Origin of the sequence: Amycolatopsis acididurans, from assembly GCF_012328925.1 — a bacterium.
Lineage (GTDB): Bacteria > Actinomycetota > Actinomycetes > Mycobacteriales > Pseudonocardiaceae > Amycolatopsis_E > Amycolatopsis_E acididurans.
The window spans coordinates 40328-60022 of record NZ_JAAXLS010000025.1; the positions used below are offsets into that span (position 1 = coordinate 40328).

At 68.5% G+C, this 19695-nt stretch carries 16 protein-coding genes and 1 tRNA gene; 8 read left to right on the forward strand and 9 right to left on the reverse strand.

What is annotated here, in order from left to right:
• Positions 1–110: 110 nt before the first annotated feature.
• On the reverse strand, positions 111–1487 hold the full coding sequence (locus HFP15_RS27565; RefSeq protein WP_168519667.1) for a cystathionine beta-synthase: 1377 nt from the start codon (positions 1485–1487) through the stop codon (positions 111–113).
• A gap of 145 nt (positions 1488–1632) precedes the next feature.
• On the opposite strand from HFP15_RS27565, the gene HFP15_RS27570 reads away from it, so the two are divergent.
• Positions 1633–2853, forward strand: coding sequence for an acetyl-CoA C-acetyltransferase (locus HFP15_RS27570; RefSeq protein ID WP_168519668.1), 1221 nt, complete (start codon positions 1633–1635; stop codon positions 2851–2853).
• Positions 2854–2923: 70 nt separating this feature from the next.
• On the opposite strand, the gene HFP15_RS27575 is transcribed toward HFP15_RS27570, so the two are convergent.
• Positions 2924–3754 carry a Bax inhibitor-1/YccA family protein gene (locus tag HFP15_RS27575; RefSeq protein ID WP_168519669.1) on the reverse strand — a complete coding sequence of 277 codons (831 nt, stop codon included), beginning with the start codon at positions 3752–3754 and terminating at the stop codon, positions 2924–2926.
• Between the two features lie 219 nt (positions 3755–3973).
• Between HFP15_RS27575 and HFP15_RS27580 the strand changes: the two genes are divergently transcribed.
• Entirely contained in the window at positions 3974–5968 is a 1995-nt protein-coding gene (locus HFP15_RS27580) for an SDR family oxidoreductase (protein ID WP_168519670.1), read from the forward strand.
• 69 nt (positions 5969–6037) lie between these two features.
• On the forward strand, positions 6038–7069 hold the full coding sequence (locus HFP15_RS27585) for a coiled-coil domain-containing protein (RefSeq protein WP_168519671.1): 1032 nt from the start codon (positions 6038–6040) through the stop codon (positions 7067–7069).
• A gap of 4 nt (positions 7070–7073) precedes the next feature.
• Here the strand turns inward: HFP15_RS27585 and HFP15_RS27590 are convergent, their stop codons facing one another.
• The 3 genes from HFP15_RS27590 to HFP15_RS27600 form a co-directional block, all read right to left on the reverse strand.
• A complete protein-coding gene (locus HFP15_RS27590) occupies positions 7074–8390 on the reverse strand; it encodes an amidase (protein ID WP_168519672.1) in 1317 nt (438 codons plus the stop codon).
• A 15-nt stretch (positions 8391–8405) separates the two neighbouring features.
• Entirely contained in the window at positions 8406–9692 is a 1287-nt protein-coding gene (locus tag HFP15_RS27595) for an MFS transporter (RefSeq protein ID WP_168519673.1), read from the reverse strand.
• Between the two features lie 76 nt (positions 9693–9768).
• A complete protein-coding gene (locus HFP15_RS27600; RefSeq protein WP_168519674.1) occupies positions 9769–10797 on the reverse strand; it encodes a DNA polymerase IV in 1029 nt (342 codons plus the stop codon).
• Between the two features lie 190 nt (positions 10798–10987).
• Here HFP15_RS27600 and HFP15_RS27605 point away from each other — a divergent pair, with 190 nt between their 5' ends.
• The 4 genes from HFP15_RS27605 to HFP15_RS42270 all read left to right on the forward strand — a co-directional run bounded on the left by HFP15_RS27605 (position 10988) and on the right by HFP15_RS42270 (position 13598).
• Complete coding sequence (locus tag HFP15_RS27605; RefSeq protein WP_168519675.1) at positions 10988–11680, forward strand: superantigen-like protein SSL4; 693 nt, start codon at positions 10988–10990, stop codon at positions 11678–11680.
• A 12-nt stretch (positions 11681–11692) separates the two neighbouring features.
• Positions 11693–12451, forward strand: coding sequence for a putative protein N(5)-glutamine methyltransferase (locus tag HFP15_RS27610; protein WP_168519676.1), 759 nt, complete (start codon positions 11693–11695; stop codon positions 12449–12451).
• A gap of 126 nt (positions 12452–12577) precedes the next feature.
• Entirely contained in the window at positions 12578–12745 is a 168-nt protein-coding gene (locus HFP15_RS27615; protein WP_168519677.1) for a hypothetical protein, read from the forward strand.
• A gap of 427 nt (positions 12746–13172) precedes the next feature.
• The gene (locus HFP15_RS42270) at positions 13173–13598 is read left to right on the forward strand and encodes a Fic family protein (protein ID WP_210717947.1); all 426 of its coding nucleotides are present in this window, start codon (positions 13173–13175) and stop codon (positions 13596–13598) included.
• Between the two features lie 385 nt (positions 13599–13983).
• Here HFP15_RS42270 and HFP15_RS27625 read toward each other — a convergent pair.
• The 3 genes from HFP15_RS27625 to HFP15_RS27635 form a co-directional block, all read right to left on the reverse strand.
• Positions 13984–14057: transfer RNA gene (locus HFP15_RS27625), tRNA-Leu, on the reverse strand.
• A 62-nt stretch (positions 14058–14119) separates the two neighbouring features.
• On the reverse strand, positions 14120–15445 hold the full coding sequence (locus HFP15_RS27630; protein WP_168519678.1) for an NAD(P)/FAD-dependent oxidoreductase: 1326 nt from the start codon (positions 15443–15445) through the stop codon (positions 14120–14122).
• An 85-nt stretch (positions 15446–15530) separates the two neighbouring features.
• On the reverse strand, positions 15531–16229 hold the full coding sequence (locus HFP15_RS27635) for a uracil-DNA glycosylase (protein ID WP_168519679.1): 699 nt from the start codon (positions 16227–16229) through the stop codon (positions 15531–15533).
• Between the two features lie 77 nt (positions 16230–16306).
• Between HFP15_RS27635 and HFP15_RS27640 the strand changes: the two genes are divergently transcribed.
• Positions 16307–17776 (forward strand): S10 family peptidase, encoded by a 1470-nt coding sequence (locus HFP15_RS27640; protein ID WP_168519680.1) that lies wholly within the window; start codon positions 16307–16309, stop codon positions 17774–17776.
• 164 nt (positions 17777–17940) lie between these two features.
• On the opposite strand, the gene HFP15_RS27645 is transcribed toward HFP15_RS27640, so the two are convergent.
• Entirely contained in the window at positions 17941–19659 is a 1719-nt protein-coding gene (locus HFP15_RS27645; protein ID WP_312871774.1) for a S8 family serine peptidase, read from the reverse strand.
• Positions 19660–19695 lie beyond the last annotated feature (36 nt).

Here is a 19695-nt window from a genome sequence, read left to right on the forward strand (position 1 = left end):
GCGGGTCTTGAACCCCCCTAGAGAAGGACAAAAATCGGCTACGGCGGCACACGCTATCGGATACTGCCTGCTGGCGCTCGTAACGCCCCAGACCAAACGAGCGATGTCACCTAGCTCGGCCTGCCTGCGAGGAAGCCGAGCAAGTCGTGCCGGGTGACCACGCCCGCGGGCTTGCCGTCGAGCAGGACGAGCGCCCCGTCGGCGCCGGAGAGCGCTTTCATCGCGGCCCCGACCTGTTCGCTCGCGCCGATGGTGGGCAGCGGCGGCGACATGTGCTTGTCCAGCCGGTCGGCGAGGTTCGCCTTGCCGGTGAACAGGGCTTCCAGCAGGTCACGCTCGTTGACGGCGCCGACCACCTCGGCCGCCATGACCGGCGGCTCGGCGCTGACCACGGGCATCTGGCTGACGTTGAACTCCGACAGGATCGCCACCGCCTCGGCGACCGTCTCGGTGGGGTGGGTGTGCACGAGATCGGGCAGCGCCCCGGTCTTGGCCCGAAGCACGTCACCGACCGTCGCACCGGACTGGTCCGGCGAGAGGAACCCGAACGAGGCCATCCACTGGTCGTTGAACACCTTGCCCAGGTAGCCGCGGCCGCCGTCGGGCAGCAGCACCACGATCACGTCGTCCGGCCCGAGCCGCTTGGCCAGCCGCAGGGCCGCCGCGACGGCCATCCCGCACGAGCCGCCGACCAGCAGCCCCTCCTCCAGTGCGAGACGGCGCGTGATGTCGAACGACTCGGCGTCGGAGACCGCGATGATCTCGTCGGCGACGGCGCGGTCGTAGGTCTCCGGCCAGAAGTCCTCGCCGACGCCCTCGACCAGGTACGGCCGCCCGGTGCCGCCCGAATAGACCGAGCCCTCCGGATCCGCGCCGACGACCGCGACCTTCCCGTCGGAGACCTCCTTGAGGTACTTCCCGGTGCCGGTGATGGTGCCGCCGGTGCCGACGCCGGCCACGAAGTGCGTGATCCGGCCATCGGTCTGCTGCCAGATCTCGGGGCCCGTCGAGTGGTAGTGGCTCGCCGGGTTCTCCGGGTTGGCGTACTGGTTGGGCTTCCAGGCGCCCTCGATCTCCTCGACGAGGCGGTCGGAGACGGAGTAGTACGAGTCGGGGTGCTCCGGCGGCACCGCGGTCGGACAGACCACGACGCGGGCCCCGTAGGCCTTGAGCACGTTGCGCTTGTCCTCGCTGACCTTGTCCGGGCAGACGAACACGCATTTGTAGCCCTTGCGCTGGGCGACCATGGCCAGGCCGACGCCGGTGTTGCCCGAGGTCGGCTCGACGATCGTGCCACCGGGCTCGAGCTTGCCGGAGGCTTCGGCGGCCTCGACCATCCGCAGCGCGATGCGGTCCTTCACGCTGCCACCGGGGTTGAGGTACTCGACCTTGGCCAGCACGAGCGGTTCGAGCCCCTGGGTGAGGGCGTTCAGCTTGACCAGCGGGGTGTTGCCCACGAGGTCCACGACATGCTCGTAATACTCCACGCCGTCAGACTAACGGCCGGTGCACCGGCACGGCCGGGGGAATGCGCGGGGTGGTTCCCGTCGCGTTCCGGTTTGCCGGGGCCGTGTGACAGGGCAGGATATGGGTAAGCACGCGCTTAGTCAGACCCGAAGGAGTGTCCCAACCATGCCGGAAGCCGTAATCGTCGCAACGGCGCGCTCGCCGATCGGGCGTGCCAACAAGGGCTCGCTGGCCACCATGCGCCCGGACGACCTCACCGTGCAGATGGTGCGGGCCGCGCTGGACAAGGTGCCGCAACTGGACCCGGCCGACATCGACGACCTGATGCTGGGCTGTGGTCTGCCGGGCGGCGAGTCCGGGTTCAACATGGGCCGCGCCGTCGCCGTCGAACTCGGCTACGACCACCTGCCCGGCTGCACCATCACCCGCTACTGCTCCTCCAGCTTGCAGACCACCCGGATGGCGCTGCACGCGATCAAGGCGGGCGAGGGTGACGTTTTCATCTCGGCCGGTGTCGAGACCGTCTCGCGGTTCGCCAAGGGCAGCTCGGACTCGTGGCCCGACACGCACAACCCGCTGTTCGCCGACGCGGAGGCCCGCACCGCCAAGACCGCCGCCGAGGGCGGCGACACCTGGACCGATCCGCGTGAGAACGGCCAGGTGCCCGACGTCTACATCGCGATGGGCCAGACCGCGGAGAACCTGGCCCGGCTGAAGAACGTCTCCCGCGAGGAGATGGACGAGTTCGGCGTGCGCTCGCAGAACCTTGCCGAGAAGGCGATCGCCGACGGGTTCTGGGCCAAGGACATCACCCCGGTCACGCTGCCCGACGGCACCGTCGTGTCGAAGGACGACGGCCCGCGCGCCGGCGTCACACTGGAGGGCGTGGCCGGGCTGAAGCCGGTGTTCCGTCCCGACGGCCGCGTCACCGCGGGCAACTGCTGTCCGCTCAACGACGGCGCCGCGGCACTGGTGATCATGTCCGACACCAAGGCGAAGCAACTGGGCCTGACCCCGCTCGCCCGCGTGGTGTCCACCGGCGTTTCCGGCCTGTCGCCGGAGATCATGGGCTACGGCCCGGTGGAGGCGTCGAAGAAGGCACTCGCCAAGGCCGGTCTGTCCATTGGGGACATCGACCTGGTGGAGATCAACGAGGCGTTCGCCGCGCAGGTCATCCCGTCCTACAAGGACCTCGGCATCGACATCGAGAAGCTGAACGTCAACGGCGGTGCGATCGCCGTCGGCCACCCGTTCGGCATGACCGGTGCCCGCATCACCTCCACGCTCATCAACTCGCTGCGCCACCACGACAAGCAGTGGGGCCTGGAGACGATGTGCGTCGGCGGCGGCCAGGGCATGGCGATGGTGCTCGAGCGGCTGAGCTGATCACCTGGCGAAAGCGACAGAGGACGCTCGGACGATTTCCGAGCGTCCTCTGCGTTTTCCGGGTTGGCCGCTAATCGTTTTGCAGGTAGGACAGCAGGCGCAGGATCTCGAGATAGAGCCAGACCAGCGTGGTCATCAGACCGAACGCGGCGAACCAGGCCCACTTCGACGGCATGCCCTCGCGGATCATCCGGTCGGCCATGTCGAAGTCGAGCAGGAAGTTGAACGCCGCGATACCGATCACCACGAGGCTGAAGATGATCGCGATCGTGCTGTTGCCGTCCCGCAGGCCCATGTTCACGCCGAACATGCCGAGCACGAGGTTGGCGAGCATCAGGATGACCACGCCCGCGGTCGCCCCGATGATCCACTTGGTCAGCTTCGGGGTGACCTTGACGGCACCCGTCTTGTAGACCACCAGCATCGCGACGAACACGCCCACCGTGCCGAGGATGGCCTGCAGCGCGATGCCCGGGTAGATCAGCTCGAACAGGCCGGTGATCGCGCCGAGGAAGACACCTTCGGCAGCCGAGTACACCAGCGTCATCGGACCGCTGGGCTTCTGCCGGAAGATCATCACCAGCGACAGCCCGAGCCCGACGAGCATGGCCACGACCATCACGCCGACGATCGTGCCCATCGCCCTGGCATCGGCCTGGCTCTGCGCCCATATCGCGGCGAGCACACCGGTGACCAGCGCGGTCGCGATGCAAAGCCCGGTCTTGATGACGACGTCGTCCACCGTCATCGGCCGGTCGCCCGCACCGGCGGGCGCCTGCGGCATGCCGTATCCGGGCACACCGCCTTGTGGTTGGTTGAAGCCTACGTTCGGCCCGTACTGGCCGTAGCCCGCACCCGCCCGTGGCAGATTGCGGAACGCGGGGTTGCTAGTGGAACGCACCTGATCCTCCTGGATCTACTGGCACCTGCATCCAGGTCAACGGATTGGACCGCCGACCAGTTCCCGTCAAGTAAAGCCGACTTTACCCATTCTGCGGACGTGCCGATCACCGCCGTCGGAAAGACCCTAACCGCCGAGTAGGGGTGACGGTGGTCTCACCGCCTCCGGTGCAGCAGAATGCGCAGTGGTTCCAACGGCACGCGGCGAAGGGTGGGGACCATGCCCGGCTATCTCGTAACCGGCGCCACCGGTTTGATCGGACGCCATTTCACCCGGCTCCTGCTGGAACGGCAGGACGTCGACCAGGTGTATCTGCTGGTCCGCGCGTCGTCGCGGGACCGGCTCGCCCGGCTCGTCGCCGGCTGGCCCGATCCGGGCCGGGTCACGCTCGTGACCGGCGATTTGTCCAAGGAGCACCTCGGCGTCGAGGAGGACGTCCGCGACGAACTCCGCGGTAAGGTCGACCACCTCGTGCACCTCGCGGCGCTCTACGACCTCACCGCGACCGACGAGGAGAGCATCCGCGCCAACGTCGAGGGCACCCGCAACGTGGTCGAGCTCGCGGCGGATCTGCACGCGGGCTGCCTGCACCACGTGTCCTCGGTCGCGGTCGCCGGCGATCACGAGGGTGTGTTCACCGAGGACATGTTCGACGTCGGGCAGCGGCTGCCCACGCCGTACCACCGCACGAAGTTCGAGGCCGAGCGCCTGGTGCGCCAGCAGCACGACGTGCCGTGGCGGGTGTACCGGCCCGCCGTCGTGGTCGGGCACTCCGAGACCGGCGAGATGGACAAAGTGGACGGTCCCTACTACCTGTTCACCGCCATCAACCGGCTGGGCTCGGTGCCGAATGTGCCGCTGGCCGGGCCCGATCTCGGCGACACCAACATCGTGCCGGTCGACTTTGTGGCCAAGGCGCTGCTGGAGCTGACCACGAAGCCGAATCTGGACGGCTGCACGTTCCACCTGGTCAGCCCGGAGCCGCAGCCGGTGGTGTCGGTGTACAACGCCTTCGCCCGCGCGGCGGGCGCGCCGACCATCAACGTGCAGCTGGACAAGCGGTTGTCCGGCGGGATCATGCGGCTGCTCAAGCTCTCCGAGAACGTGCCGGGCGTGTCGCTCGCGCGCGACGCTTTCCTCGCGCGGCTGGGCATTCCGCCCGTGCTGCTGGAAACGCTGTCGTTCCCGTCGGTGTTCGCCTCCGCCGCGACCCGCAAGGAACTCGCCACCTCCGGCATCGACGTGCCCAGGATCGAGGACTACGCGCCCGTGCTCTGGCGCTACTGGCGCGAGCACCTCGACCCGTTCCGTGCGCGCAAGCACGGCAGCCGCGGCGAGCTCGACGGCCGGCGGGTGATCATCACCGGCGCGTCCTCCGGCATCGGTCGCGCCACCGCGCTGAAGGTCGCCGCCGAGGGCGGGGTGCCGCTGCTCGTGGCGCGGCGCAGGCACGAACTGGAAGAGGTGCGCGACGAGATCGTCGCCGCGGGCGGTTCGGCGTCGGTGTACCCGGCCGACCTGACCGACGACGAGACGGTGAACAAGCTGGTCAAGCAGATCATCGACGAGCACGGCCGGATCGACATGCTGGTCAACAACGCCGGCCGCTCGATCCGCCGGTCGATCTCCCTGTCCTACGACCGGTTCCACGACTACGAACGCGCCATGGCGATCAACTACTTCGGCGCGGTGCGGCTGATCCTCGCCGTTCTGCCGTACATGTCGGAGCGGAAGTTCGGGCACATCGTCAACGTGTCGTCGATCGGGGTGCAGGGCATCGCGCCGCGGTTCTCGGCCTACGTCGCGTCGAAGGCCGCGCTCGACTACTTCAGCAAGATCGCGGCCACCGAGACGCACGGGGACGGGATCACCTTCACCACGATCCACATGCCGCTGGTGCGCACGCCGATGATCCGGCCGACCAAGATCTACGACGCGTTCCCCACGAAGTCGCCGAACGAGGCCGCCGAGATGGTGTTGCGCGCACTGAAGGAACGGCCGAAGCACATCGGCACCCCGGAGGGTTACCTGATCCAGGCGGCCTACACCTTCCTGCCGGGCCTGGTCGACGCCGTCGCCTACGAGGGCTACCGGATCTTCCCCGACTCGGCGGCCGCGGGCGGCACCGGCGAGATCAAGCTCGGCAAGGGCGAACGCCGTCTGTCCAAGGCGGCCACCCGGCTGGTGAAACTCACGCGGGGGTTCCATTGGTGAAGTCCACAAAGCCCGGACACACTGTGACCTGACATCACTAACACCCTGTACCCGGGTACCTTCTTCCCTATGGTGCCCGAGCGAGACAACGCCCTGCTCCCGTTGAAGCGCGAGTACAACCAGGCGTGGCACGGCTTCGACCGTGGCCAGGTACTGCAGTATCTGGATCACGTCGAGGTCAGCCTGCGACGGGTGATGGCGGACCGGGACGCGGCGCGGGCGCAGGCGGGCAGCCTGTCCCGCGAGCTGGAGAACGCGCGCGCGGAGATCGTGCGGCTGCGCAACCGGGTGGAGGAGCTCAAGCGCCCGCCGGAGCGGCTGGAGGATCTCGACGAGCGCATGCAGCGCACCGCCGAGCTGGCGAACACGCGTGCCGAGGAGATCGTGTCGCGGGCGCAGGTCGCGGCCGAGGAGCACTGGGCCAAGAGCACCGAGCTGTCGAGCACTCTGCGTGAGCGGTACCAGAAGCTGATCAACGCGCTGGAGACGCAGGCGGACGCGCTGCTCGGCGAGCACACGAACGCGCTGGAGGCCACCCGCAGCGAGGTCCGGAAGCTCACCACCGAGGCCGCGCAGCGCCGCACCGCGCTGGACATCGACGCGGAGCGTAAGCGCCGCACGATCGAGCACGAGTTCGAGCAGTCGATGAAGGCGCAGAAGGCCACACTGGAAAAGCAGGTCGCCGACCAGCAGACGGCGAGCAAGAACCAGGCCGAGCGCCGGATCGCGGACGCGACCGCGGAGGCGAAGCGCCTGGTCGACGAGGCCACCGAGCGGGCGAAGCGGCTGGTCGCGGAGGCCACCGCCAAGGCCGAGCAGCGTGAACAGGAGGCCGACCGCAAGGTCAAGCACCTGAACTCGTTGAGCCAGCAGGCTTCCGACCGGCTGCGCCGGGCCCACGAGGTGCTCGCGAAGAGCCAGTCCTCGCTGGAGCCGCTGCGCGAGGAGTCGGTCGTCGACGAGTCGCGCGCCGCCACGGTCGACCCGCCGACGAAACCGGCCACCGGCGCGTCCGAGAAGGACTCGGACGCGCCCACCAAGCCCGCGGTGGACAAGCCGGACAGCTACGAACGCGCCGGCGCCAAGGGCAACAACCAGTAGCGCTTCAGGGCGTGCGCGGCCAGGGGTTTTCCCGCTCCAACTGCGCCGCCAGCCGCAGCAGCCGGGACTCGCCGCCCGGGGCGGCGACGAGCTGTACCCCGATCGGCAGGCCGCTCGGATGGCGCCCGGCCGGGACGGACATCGCCGGGTAGCCGGCCAGGTTCCACAGCCCGGTGAACCCCGCGACCCGGATCGAGGGGATGGCGTTCGCGGCCCAGGACCGGTCGTGCCACCGCTCGGCCTTCGGCGGCAGCGTGGCGAGCGTCGGGGTCAGCAGCACGTCGTACTCGCCGAAGAACCGTTCCGCCCGCGCCAGCCAGCGCGTTTTCGTGCCGGGCCGGATCAGCCGCGCCGTTCGCAGTGCCTTGCCCAGCCGGACGTGTGCCCGGGTGCGGCGCTGCAGCCGGGCGCGTTCGAGGTCTTCGGCCTGCTCGGCGGGCCCGGCGAACCAGCGGCCGAGGATCCCGAGCGTCGCCGCGGTGCCGTACTGCGGCGTCGCGCGCTCGACCTGGTGCCCGAGCCGCGCGAGCACGTCCGCGACGTGGTCCACCGCCGCCGTCAACGGCTTCGGCACCGGCGCGTGGGTCAGCGGCAGGTCGCTCGACACCGCCACCCGCAGGGGCCGCTCCTGGCCCACTTCCGCGAGCTCCGGTTTCCCCGCCAGCACGGACAACATCAGCGCCGCGTCGGTGACCGTGGTCGCGAGGCTGCCGTGCGCCGACATCCCGTACCAGCCGCCCTCCGCGAGCAGATCCGCGCCGGGCTTGATGCCGACCAGTCCGCACATCGCGGCGGGAAGGCGGATCGAGCCGAGGCCGTCGGTGCCGTGGGCGACCGGCACGAGGCCCGCCGCCACCGCGGCGGCGCTGCCACCGGACGAGCCGCCCGCCGTGTGCGCCGGGTGCCACGGGTTGCGCGCCATACCGTCGGGACCGTCGCTCATCGGCCAGATGCACAGCTCCGGCACCCGCGTCAGTCCGACGATCACCGCACCCGCGGCGCGCAGCCGCCGCACCACCTCGGCGTCCGTTGTGGACACTTCGGTGGGCATGGCCGACGAACCCCAGCCCGCGTACTCCCCGGAGATCTCGGCGACGTCCTTCACCGCGACCGGGACGCCGGCGAGCGGCAGGTCCGCCAGATCCGGCCGTTTCGCCACTTCTCGCGCCTCGGAAAGCGCTTCCTCCGCGCGTACCTTCCGGAACGCGCCCACCACCCGGTTCGCCGCATCGATGCCGTGCAGCGTCCGTTCGGTCAGCGCGACCGGGTCGAGCTCGCCCGCACGTACCGCCGTTGCCAGTTCCCTCGCAGTCGCCACCATGTGGCAACTCTAGGCTCAGCCATCGGCCACGGCGGGCGCGGTGACCGTCCGGTCGGTGCCGAAGTTGATGCCCTTGGCTTCCTTGCCGACGAGCGTGAGCGTGGCGACCACGATCAGCACCGGGATGATCGTCGCGGCGAGTGCGAACGGATAACCGTGGCTCTGCGCCAGCGTTTCCTGGATCGGCAGGTTGAACGCCGCGAGGCAGTTGCCGAGCTGGTAGGTCACGCCGGGGTAGAAACCGCGGATCGCATCGGGCGACATCTCGGTCAGGTGCGCCGGGATGACGCCCCATGCGCCCTGCACCATGACCTGCATCAGGAACGAACCGAGGCACAGCAGTGCCGCCGTCTTCGAGAACGCGAACAGCGGCACGATCGGCAGGCCGAGTACCGCGCAGAACGCGATCGTGTAGCGGCGGCCGAAGCGTTCGGACAACGAGCCGAAGACCAGCCCACCGATGATGGCGCCGACGTTGTAGATCACCGCGATCCAGCTCGCCGTCGCCGCCGACAGCCCGGCGCCGCCCTCGGTGTGCGAGGACAGGAACGTCGGGTACACGTCCTGGGTGCCATGGCTCATCCAGTTGAACGCCGTCATCAGCAGCACCAGGTAGACGAACCGGCGGATGATCTTCGGGTCGAGCAGGATGTCCTTCATGGACGTGCGGGTGACGCGCATCTTCTCCCGTGCGGTCTCCCAGACCTCGGACTCCTTGACCCGCGACCGGATGATCAGGCTGATCAGCGCGGGAATGACGCTCAGCGCGAACAGCCAGCGCCACGACAGCCCGGCCCAGTCCAGCACGATGAGCGAGGCCAGCGAGGCGAGCAGGTAGCCGAAGGAATAGCCCTCCTGCAGCATTCCGGAGAAGAAACCGCGCCGTTTCACCGGAATCTTCTCCATCGCCAGGGCGGCGCCGAGCCCCCATTCGCCGCCCATGCCGATGCCGTAGAGCAGCCGCAGGATCAGCAGCACCGTGAAGTTCGGCGCGAACGCGCAGAGAAAACCGACCACGGAATAGAACACGACGTCGACCATCAGCGGTATCCGCCTGCCGACCCGGTCCGCCCAGAGCCCGAACAGCAGCGCGCCGACGGGCCGCATGAGCAGCGTGGCGGTGGTGATGAAGACGACGTCCGCCTTGTGCATGCCGAAACTCTTGGCGATATCGGCATAGACGAACACGACGATGAAGTAGTCGAACGCGTCCATCGTCCAGCCGAGCACCGCGGCCAGGAACGAGTTTCGCTGATCGGGGGTGAGGCGCTGGCGGGCGCCCGCTGACGACGACTCTGCCATGCTCCGACCCTATTTCGCCAAGGCCTGGCGAACCAGCCGGGCAGCCGATTAGTTTCGAACATTCAGGACGAACTGGTCAAGGCGCATCGAATTCCGCCCGAACGCCAAGCAGACGAATAGGACGTTTGTCATCGAACCGCTCGAGCACCATCAGCGCCGCTCGTTCGATAGCGTCGCCCTCACTCGTCGGTGCGGCGAGTGTGACACTGCGTGTCTGCGTGAGGAACGGCGCGAACCGCACCTTGACGCCGACCCGCGATGCGGGCCTGCCCTCCGCCGCCACGTCCTCGGCCACCCGCCGGGCGAGCGTGGAGACCTCACGCCGGACGTCCGCCGGATCGGTGAGGTTCTGCTGGAACGTGACCTCGCGGCCGCGCGAGCGCGCCACGTACGGGGTGGCCGTGACCTCGGTGTCGCCGACGCCGAGCGCGAGGATGCGGTACCACGGGCCCATCGTCGGCCCGAACCGCGCGGCCAGCGCCTTCGGATCGCTCGCCGCCAACTGCTCGACGGTGGCGATGCCCTGTTCGGCCAGCTTCTTCGCGGTTTTGCGGCCGATGCCCCACAACGCGTCGGTCGGTCGCGCGCCCATCACGTCGTACCAGTTCAGCTTGGTGAGCCGGTAGATCCCGTCCGGTTTGGCGAACCCGGTGGCGAGCTTGGCGCGCAGCTTGTTGTCGCCGATCCCGACCGAGCAGTGCAGGCCGGTCTCGTCCAGGACCGCACGCCGGACGTCGGCCGCCAGCGCCTCGGGCTCGTCGGTCGCGACGCCGAGGAACGCCTCGTCCCAGCCGATCACCTCGACCACGACCGGGAACTCGCGCAAGGTCGCCATGACCCGCGCGGACACCTCTTCGTAGGCGGGGGCGTCGGTCGGCAGGAAGACCGCCTCCGGACAGCGTTTGGCCGCGGTTCGCAGCGGCATGCCGGACTGGACCCCGTACTCGCGCGCCTCGTAGGAGGCGGTGGCGACGACGGCACGCTGCGTCGGATCCCCGGTGCCGCCGACGATCACCGGGCGTCCGCGCAGTTCAGGGTGCCGCGCGACTTCCACCGCGGCGATGAACTGATCGAGATCGACGTGCAGGATCCAGTCCGTGGGCACCTGATCAGTATGGCGAAAAATCGGGCGCGGCCGTGACGTAGACCACTGGGGTTGCGATCAAGCCCGGGGGAGGACTAGAAACCCGAAAGGTTAATCTGGTACTCCGGAAGAAGGACGAAGAAGGGCACGTTCTGTGACGACCGCGACCCACAGCCTCGATACCTCTTCAGGGTCCACGACCGTAGCCGAATTGCTGGCACGCCACGGCGCGGGTTCGGACGGTCCGTCGCGCCGCCGTCGCAGCGCCGAGCCCGCGGGGTCCGGGCAGTTCGGCGGCACTCTCACGGCCATTCCGCCGGTCGAGCAGCCGACCGAGATCATCACGCCGGCGCAGTACCGGTACGACCAGAACACCGTGACGGCGCTGCTCGCCGCGCAGCCCGAGGAACCGGTGGCGGCGGCTGTCGTGCCCGCGCAGACTTCCCGGTACACCGGGCGCAAGATCGCCGGGTTCGCCTTCGCCGGCGCCGTACTCGTGGGCGGCTGGGCGCTTGCCAGCGCGCAGGCACAGCCCGCCGACACGCCGTCGGGTGCCAATCCCGCGCCGGTCAAGGCTCCGGAAAGCCAGGTCGCCCCGACCGGTTTGAATGTCGAGTCGCTCGGCGCGCCGGCCGCGGGTCTCGCGGGCGTTCCGGCGGCCACCGCCGAGATCCCGGCGCCCCCGTCGACGCAGTCGGCCGCGTCACAGCCGGACACGGGTTCGTTCCGCGGCACCCTGCCGACGTCGACGCAGTCGAAGGCCCCGGCGGCGAGCAAGCCCGCGCCGACGACGCAGGCCGCACCGAACTGGCAGGCCTACTACGACGCGTTCCAGAAGGCCGCGCAGTACAACAAGGGGGGCCACGGCGGCAACGACCGGGGCGGGCGGCACGGCGGCCGGTAGGCTGTCCGGTCAGTGACAGAGTGGATCGTCGAACGACTTCGCGCCGCCGGTTGTGTCTTCGCCGAGGATGAGGCGCGGCTGCTGATCGCCGAAGCGGACACCGCCGAGCGGCTCGCCGAACTGGTGGAGCGCCGTGCGGGCGGCCTGCCGCTCGAACACGTCCTCGGGTGGGCCGAGTTCTGTGGACTGCGTATCGCGGTCGAGCCGGGCGTATTCGTGCCTCGGCGGCGAACGGAGTTCCTTGTGCGGCAAGCGGTTCAGCTTGCCCCGTCGCACCCGGTGGTGGTCGACCTCTGCTGCGGCTCGGGTGCACTCGGCGCGGCGTTCCTGGCCGCGGTTCCCGGCGCGGAACTGCACTCGGCCGACGTCGATCCCGCCGCGGTGCACTGTGCCCGGCGCACCGTGCCGAGGGTGTACCAAGGGGACCTGTTCGAACCACTGCCTGCGGCGCTGCGGGGCCGCGTCGACGTGCTGCTGGCGAACGTCCCGTACGTGCCGACGGAAGCGGTCGCGTTCCTACCCCCGGAAGCCCGCGAACACGAACCACGGACGGCTCTGGACGGCGGGCAGGACGGCCTGGACCTCCTACGGCGCGTGGCAGCGGAGGCGACCGCGTGGCTCTCCCCCGGCGGCCACGTCCTGAGCGAGACCAGCGAGGAGCAGGCCCCCGCGGCGGTAGCGGCACTGGTGCGAGCAGGCCTGCAGGCCCGAACGACAACCTCGGAAGAGGCGACGGTGGTGATCGGGATGCGCCCGAGCACGAAGGGATAGCGGGGGCTTCCGTCACGGGCACTGTTCTCGCCGCGCACCGTCACCCCGGCGGCGACGGTGACAAGCGTGAGCTGCGATTGAGCATCGTCTGCGGCACGGTGGCGATGCGCGCGGTAGAAAGGAACGATGGGAAGGCAGGCAGCCGTCGTGCTCTACGTGATCGCGCTGGTGGCCGTCATCGTCGGCGTCGACATCCTGTTCTTCAGGAACCTTTTCTGGGAACGCCTGCTAGTGAACATCGGCATCGTCCTGGTGTTCGCCGCGTTCTATCTGCGGTTCCTCAAGCCCTCATAGGGGAAGTGCCCCGAACACCAAACCTTGGTGGTCGATCCCTCCTGTCACCTGCATCGATGCGCTCGATGAGATGGCGACTGCTCGCATCGCACATGACAGACATGCCCCGACACGGCATGTCAGTGAACAGCCACTTGTATGACATGGCGACCGCTCCCATTGCACATGACAGACATGCTCCGACACGGCATGTCAGTGAACAGCCACTTGTATGACATCGTGCGCTAGCCTGACATCGTGGACCTTGACGCCTTCACCGCCGACGCCCCAGGCAGCCTGGTCGCAATCCATGGCACGGACCCACGGCGTGGCGAGTGGTCACATATGGCATTTGTGCCCAACCCGCTGAAATCCCCGCCTCCTTCGTAGGCCGTCATTGCGAGCTGAGGCGCAAAGCACTTCGGCATTAGAGGGCACTCATGCACCATTGGCCGAAAGTGCGTTCGCTTGGGTTGAGGAAGGTCGCCCTTTAACCGTTAATATACTCGAAGAGCTACAACGAATCCTCGTCCGTCAGACAAAAGGCGAGGGTAAGTCGTCCGGAAAAATACGCGATCACCAAGTCGTGGTAGGGCAGCGCGCGACAGCCCGACTCGGCGATCTCCCGGTACACGCGGCACGTTTCGTACCCCCGCCGCCCGGCCTGGATCTCCAGGCGAACCTTCGCGATCTCCTCGCTTGGATGGCGAGTAAAGACGTGGGGCGAGAGATCGACCCAGTTGTCGCTGCAGCACTCGCTCACTACCAATTTGAGACGCTCCATCCGTTCCATGACGGCAACGGAAGAATTGGTCGCATGTTGATCGTGCGGCGGGCTTGGAGGCTTCGGCGCAACGAACACACGACCGCATGATTAATCTTGTCAAGGTACAGGCAGAAATGAAGGAACGCGTTCGCGAATCAAAACTTCGGGCGGATACCGCACACACCCTTGTCGACTTCGCGGTTTCGAATATATCGTTTACCGTCAGAGCGGTCGAGAAAGAGCTAAAGATATCTTACGGCCGCGCCAATACCTTGGTGAGTCAACTCGTACAATTGGGAGTAATCGCCCCAATGCGTACCACATCTGGCAGTGCACGCAGGTTCTACGCACCGCAGGTTTACGACGTCCTTCTCGGCAACGAACGATAGTCGGGGCGATCCCCGCCAGAGTCGCAATCGGGACGACGAAGGTGGGGCGTCAACGAGGCCGATGATCTTGGCTGGCCGTCAGCCCGGCGCCTGACCAGCGAAAGTGCCCCGAACGGGACTCGAACCCGCACTGAATCGATTTTAAGTCGACTGCCTCTGCCGATTGGGCTACCGGGGCACGCACAGACTACTGCGTGCCCCGCGTGACCCCGGACCGACCGGGACGAAACCGCGCCGGGATCAGGACCTGGAAGCCCTGGTGAACTCTTCCTTCGGGTTGTTGATCTGCCCCAGCGCCACGATCTCGCGCCGGAACAGGCCGCCCAGCATCCAGTCCAGCAGGATGCGCGTCTTGCGGTTGAAGGTCGGCATCGCCTTGAGGTGGTAGGCACGGTGGAACACCCACGCCGGGAAGCCCTTGATCTTGATGTTCAGCGCGTCGGCCACACCCTTGTGCAGGCCCAGCCCCGCAACCGCACCGAGGTTCTTGTGGAAGTAGTCCTTCGGCTGCCCGCCGCGCAGCACGCGGATGATGTTGCCCGCCAGGTGCCGCGCCTGCCGCACCGCGTGCTGGGCGTTCGGCGGGCACGTGGCCGTCGGGTCCTGCTCGGTGCGCGAAAGGTCCGGCACCGCGGCGTTGTCGCCCGCGGTCCACACCTCCGGGTGTCCCACGACCTGCAGCCCGGCCGTGGCCTCGACACGCCCGCGCTTGTCGACCGGCAGATCCGACTGCGCCAGCACCGGGTTCGCCTTCACGCCGGCGGTCCAGATGATCGTGTCGCTGTCGAACTCGGTGCCGTCGGAAAGCACCACATGGCCGTTCTCGAACGATTTCGCCGCGGTCGACAGGAAAACCTCAATGCCGCGCCGCTCCAGCTGCTCGACGGTCCACACGCCCAGCGTCTCGCGCACCTCGGGCAGGATCCGGCCCGCCGCCTCCACCAGCACCCACCGGATGTCCTCCGGCGAGATGTTCTCGTAGTACTCGGTCGCGAAGCGCGTCATATCCTCGAGCTCGGCCAGCGCCTCGATACCGGCGAACCCACCGCCCACGACGGTGAACGTCAGCAAGCGCTTCCTCAGCTCCGGGTCCAGCGTGCTGGACGCCTGGTCGAGCTTGGTCAGCACGTGGTTGCGCAGGTAGATGGCCTCACCGATGGTCTTGATGCCGATGCCCTCTTCGGCCAGACCGGGAATGGGCAGCAGCCGCGACACGGCACCGAGCGCGACCACGAGCACGTCGTAGTTGAGCTGTTCGATGTGCCCGTCCGCGGCTTCGACGGTGACGGACTTACGCGCGTGCTCGATCTTGTTCACGCGCGCGGTCAGCACGTGGCAACGCTTCAGCACGCGCCGCAGCGGCACGACCACGTGCCGCGGTTCGATGGCGCCGGCCGCCGCCTCCGGAAGGAACGGCTGGTACGTCATGTGCGGCTGAGGGTCCACGATCGTGACGGACGCTTCGTTGGCGCGAAGCTTCTTCTGCAGTCCCAACGCGGTGTAGAGCCCGACGTACCCACCGCCCAGGATCAGGATCCGGGTCGGTTCCGACTTAGCTGCGGCCATGCTTGTATCTTCCCACTCTTCCACCCCTGTCGCTCGTGTACCCCAGTCAGTTGTGACCGGGGTCGCCATAGCAGGGCAAAACGATTCAGATCAACCCCGCGCGGGCGCCCGCCCTGGCTAAAACCTCACGCACCATCGCGGGGGTCAGCCGGCCCGTGAACGTGTTCTGCTGTGACACGTGATAACACCCGAACAGGTGAAGTTCGGGGACTCCCTCCAGAGTCACTTCTACTCCGTGCCCGAACTTCGGCAGCGGGCGGGGCAGCGGCCGCACGTCGCCGAGAACCGGCATCAGCGCCTGCCAGCCGAACCCGCCGAGCACCACGATGGCGCGCAGGGTCGGCCGGAGCAGTTCCAGCTCGCGGGCCAGCCACGGGCGGCAGGCGTCCCGTTCGGCGGGCGTCGGCTTGTTGGCGGGCGGCGCGCAGTGCACCGGCGCCGTGATCCGGGTGCCGCGCAGTTCCAGGCCGTCGTCGCGGCGTGTCGAGTCCGGTTGGGACGCCAGTCCCACGTCGTAGAGCGCCTGGAACAACACGTCGCCGGCGCGGTCGCCGGTGAACATCCGGCCGGTCCGGTTCCCGCCGTGCGCGGCCGGTGCGAGACCGACGATCGCCAGTGACGCGTCGTCCGGGCCGAAACCCGGCACGGGCCGCCCCCAGTAGGTCTCCCCGGCATACGCGGCACGCTTGGTGACCGCGACCTGCTCACGCCATTCCACCAGCCGGGGACACCGGCGACATTCGGCGACCGCCGCGTCCAGCTCATCCAGAGACCCGCACTTCACGTACCCAGGCTAAGGCCGGCCCCTCGCCCACCACCGCCCTCAACGGACGCGCTGCCCGCGACAGCTAGATTCCTGGTATGGCAGACACCACCGAGGATGAGACCAAGGAAAAGCCCGCGGCCCCGGCGGACGATCTGGTCACCACACAGCACACGCTCACGATCAAGCGCCGCAAGCTCGCCTACACGGCGCAGACCGGCCGCATCGTGCTGCGCAAGGAAGTCCTCACCGACGGCAAGTTCGACGGCTACCAGCCCAAGGCCGAGGTGTTCTTGACCTCCTACACCCTCGACGACGCCGACCCCGGCCAGCGCCCGGTCACGTTCGCGTTCAACGGCGGTCCCGGCGCCGCGAGCGTGTGGCTGCACATGGGCCTGCTCGGGCCGCGCCGCGTGGTCTCGGGCGACGTCGACGCGCCGGAGCCGCCGCCGTACCGGCTGGTCGACAACCCGGACAGCCTGCTCGCACACAGCGATCTCGTCTTCATCGACCCGGTGGCCACCGGGTTCTCGCGTGCCGCGACCGGCGAGAAGCCGGGCGACTATCACGGGTTCCAGCCGGACCTGGAGTCCGTCGGCGAGATCATCCGGCTGTGGACCTCGCGCAACGGCCGCTGGCTGTCGCCGAAGTACCTGGCGGGCGAGTCCTACGGCACCCTGCGCGCGGCGGCGCTGGCCGCGCACCTGCAGGAGCGGCACGGCATGTACCTCAACGGCGTGATGCTCATCTCCTCGGTGCTGGACATGGGCTCCATCCGGTTCACCGAGGGCAACGACAAGCCGTTCCCGCTGTTCGTGCCCACCTACGCGGCGATCGCGCACTACCACGGCAGGCACGCTGACCGGCCGCTGGACGACGTGCTCGCCGACGCCGAGGACTTCGCGTCCCGGGATCTGCCGTGGGCGCTGGAGCGCGGTTCCCGGCTCAGCGCGGAGGAACGCACGGAGGCGGTGCGCACGCTGGCCTCGCTCACCGGGCTCGAGGAGTCCTATGTGGACCGCGTGAACCTGCGCATCGAGCATGTCCGGTTCTTCACGGAATTGTTGCGGGACAAGGGATTGACCACAGGACGGATGGACGGCCGGTTCACCACGTGGGAGCCGGACGGCGGCCGCGAGCACATGAGCGACGACGCCTCGGTGTCGCGGATCATCGGCGCGTACTCGGCGGGCTTCAACCACTATGTTCGCGCGGAACTGGGGTACGCCAACGATCTGCCGTACGAGATCCTGTCGCTGGAGGTCAACCGCGCCTGGTCCTATTCGGACTTCGAGGGCCGTGCGGTGTCGGCGGTGGAGGCACTGTCCTCGGCGATGCGCGCCAACCCGCACCTGAAAGTCCATGTGGCGCTTGGCTACTACGACGGCGCGACGCCGTACTTCGCGGCCGAGTACGTCCTCGCGCACCTGACGATTCCCGACGAGCTGCGGGAGAACGTCGAGACGGCGTACTACCCGGCGGGGCACATGATGTACGTCCATGAGCCGTCGCGGGTGCAGCAGGGCAAGGACCTCGGCAAGTTCATCGCGGACAGCTCGAACCGCTAGCGCGGACGGTGTGCCCGGCGACGGCGATCCCGACCGGAAGCCCGGGCAAATGCGGCACGCTCGCTTCCAGCCCGCCTGCGCACCGCAACCCGCCACGAACGCGAGCACCGTCGGTACGGCCGGTCTCAGGCCATACCGACGGTGCTCGCATTCGCTGGGTTGCGTCAGCCCCGCACGTAGCCGGAGCCGTGCGTGACCGCCGAGTAGGCGTCCACCAGGCCGTGCCCGTAGAAGCCGTTGAACGACGTCGGGCCGGCACAGGTCGCGGTGAAGCTCGCGTCCCGGCCCTCGTCGAGGTAGTCCACGGTGCGCGGCGTCGGGCACGGGGTCTGGGCCGCCGTGCCCTCGATGACCCGCTGCACGGCGTCGGGGCTCAGCCCGAAACCGCCCCGGCTCGCCTTGCCGTACTGGGACACGATCAGCGCGGCGACGCCGGTCGCGTGTGGCGTGGCCATCGACGTGCCCTGCAGGTACTGGTAGTAGCCGACCCGGCCGTCCGGCGCGACCGCCTTCTGCACGCCGAGCGCCTCACCGTCCGGCGTGACGTTGCCCGCCTCGTCGATGTTTCCCTCGGCGATGCCCACGTTCTCGGGGTAGGCCGACAGGATCATGTTCTCGTTGGTGCGGTACAGATCGGTGCCGAAGTAGTCGCGGTAGTACCCGCCGGGCGCGGCGACCGAGATCTGCTCGGTGCCGTAGTTGGAGTAGTCGGCCTTCGCACCCGACGGTCCGAACGCGGCGACCCCGATGGTGTGCGGGCCTTCGGTCGGCATCGACAGGCAGGTCGCGTTGTCGATCACGCGGTCGTGCGCCGCCTCGGCCGGATAGTCCGGGCTGGTCGCGTCGGGCTGCGGCAGGCCGAGGTCGCTGTGCTCGTTGCCGAGCGCGACCACGGACGAGACTCCCTTGCCGTAGGCGTAGTTCAGCGCGCGCGTGACGGCCTCGACGATGGTGCGCTGCTCCAGTCGCTGCTCGGCCGAGTCGGCCGCGTTGGCGGCGCAGTTGTACAGCCACGGGTCCACGTAGAAGCTCATGTTCACCACGTCGATGCCCGCATCGCCGGCGTAGGTCAGCGCATCCACGGTCGGCTGCAGGAAGAAGTACCCCGAGTCCTGGCCGGCACGGATATTGACGAGCGTGACGTCCGGTGCGACACCGGAAACGCCGAAACCGTTGGCGGCGGCGGCGATCGTGCCCGCGACGTGCGTGCCGTGGCCGTTGTCGTCGTGGTCGGCGGGGTCCACGCAACCGCGGTACTCGCACGGGCCGTCGACGACCGCACCGGTCTCGTCGGTGGGGATGTCGCGGGTGAAGTTGCGGGAGTCCGCGGCGTCGAAGTTCGGCGCGATGTCGGGATGCGAACCGTCGACACCGGTGTCGATCACGCCGACCTTGACGCGCTTGTCGCCCGGCTGCACGGTGCGGGCGAGATCCGAGCGGACCGAGGCCAGGCCCCACAGCTTGTCGTCGAGCGGGTCCATGCCCGCGGGCGCGGGCTTGTCCGGGCGTTGCTTCGCCGAACCGCGTTCCTTCTCGACGGCGTCCGGTTTCGCGGTGGACCTGTCCTTGGGCGACTGACCGATCGAGGTCGCCTTCGCCGCGCCGTACACCGACCGGTCGGCCGAGACGCGCTCCACGAACCCGTTGGCGGGCGCGGTCGCCGTGATCAGGCCGACCGCGGTGTTGGTCTTGAGCACGGTGCCACCCGCGTCCCGGACCGCCTGTACGGCGGCGCCGACACTCTGACCCGCCGCGGTGAGCACGGTGAACTCCGTGGCGGGGCCGGAAAGCTGCCGCGGCGAGGCCGCAGCGACGGGTGCGCTCACGATCCCGCCGATCAGCGGCACCGCGAGCGCGGCGACGAGCAGTCTGGTTCTTCTCACCAAAATCCTCCTCGGAGAAAAGGGTGAGAGGAACCT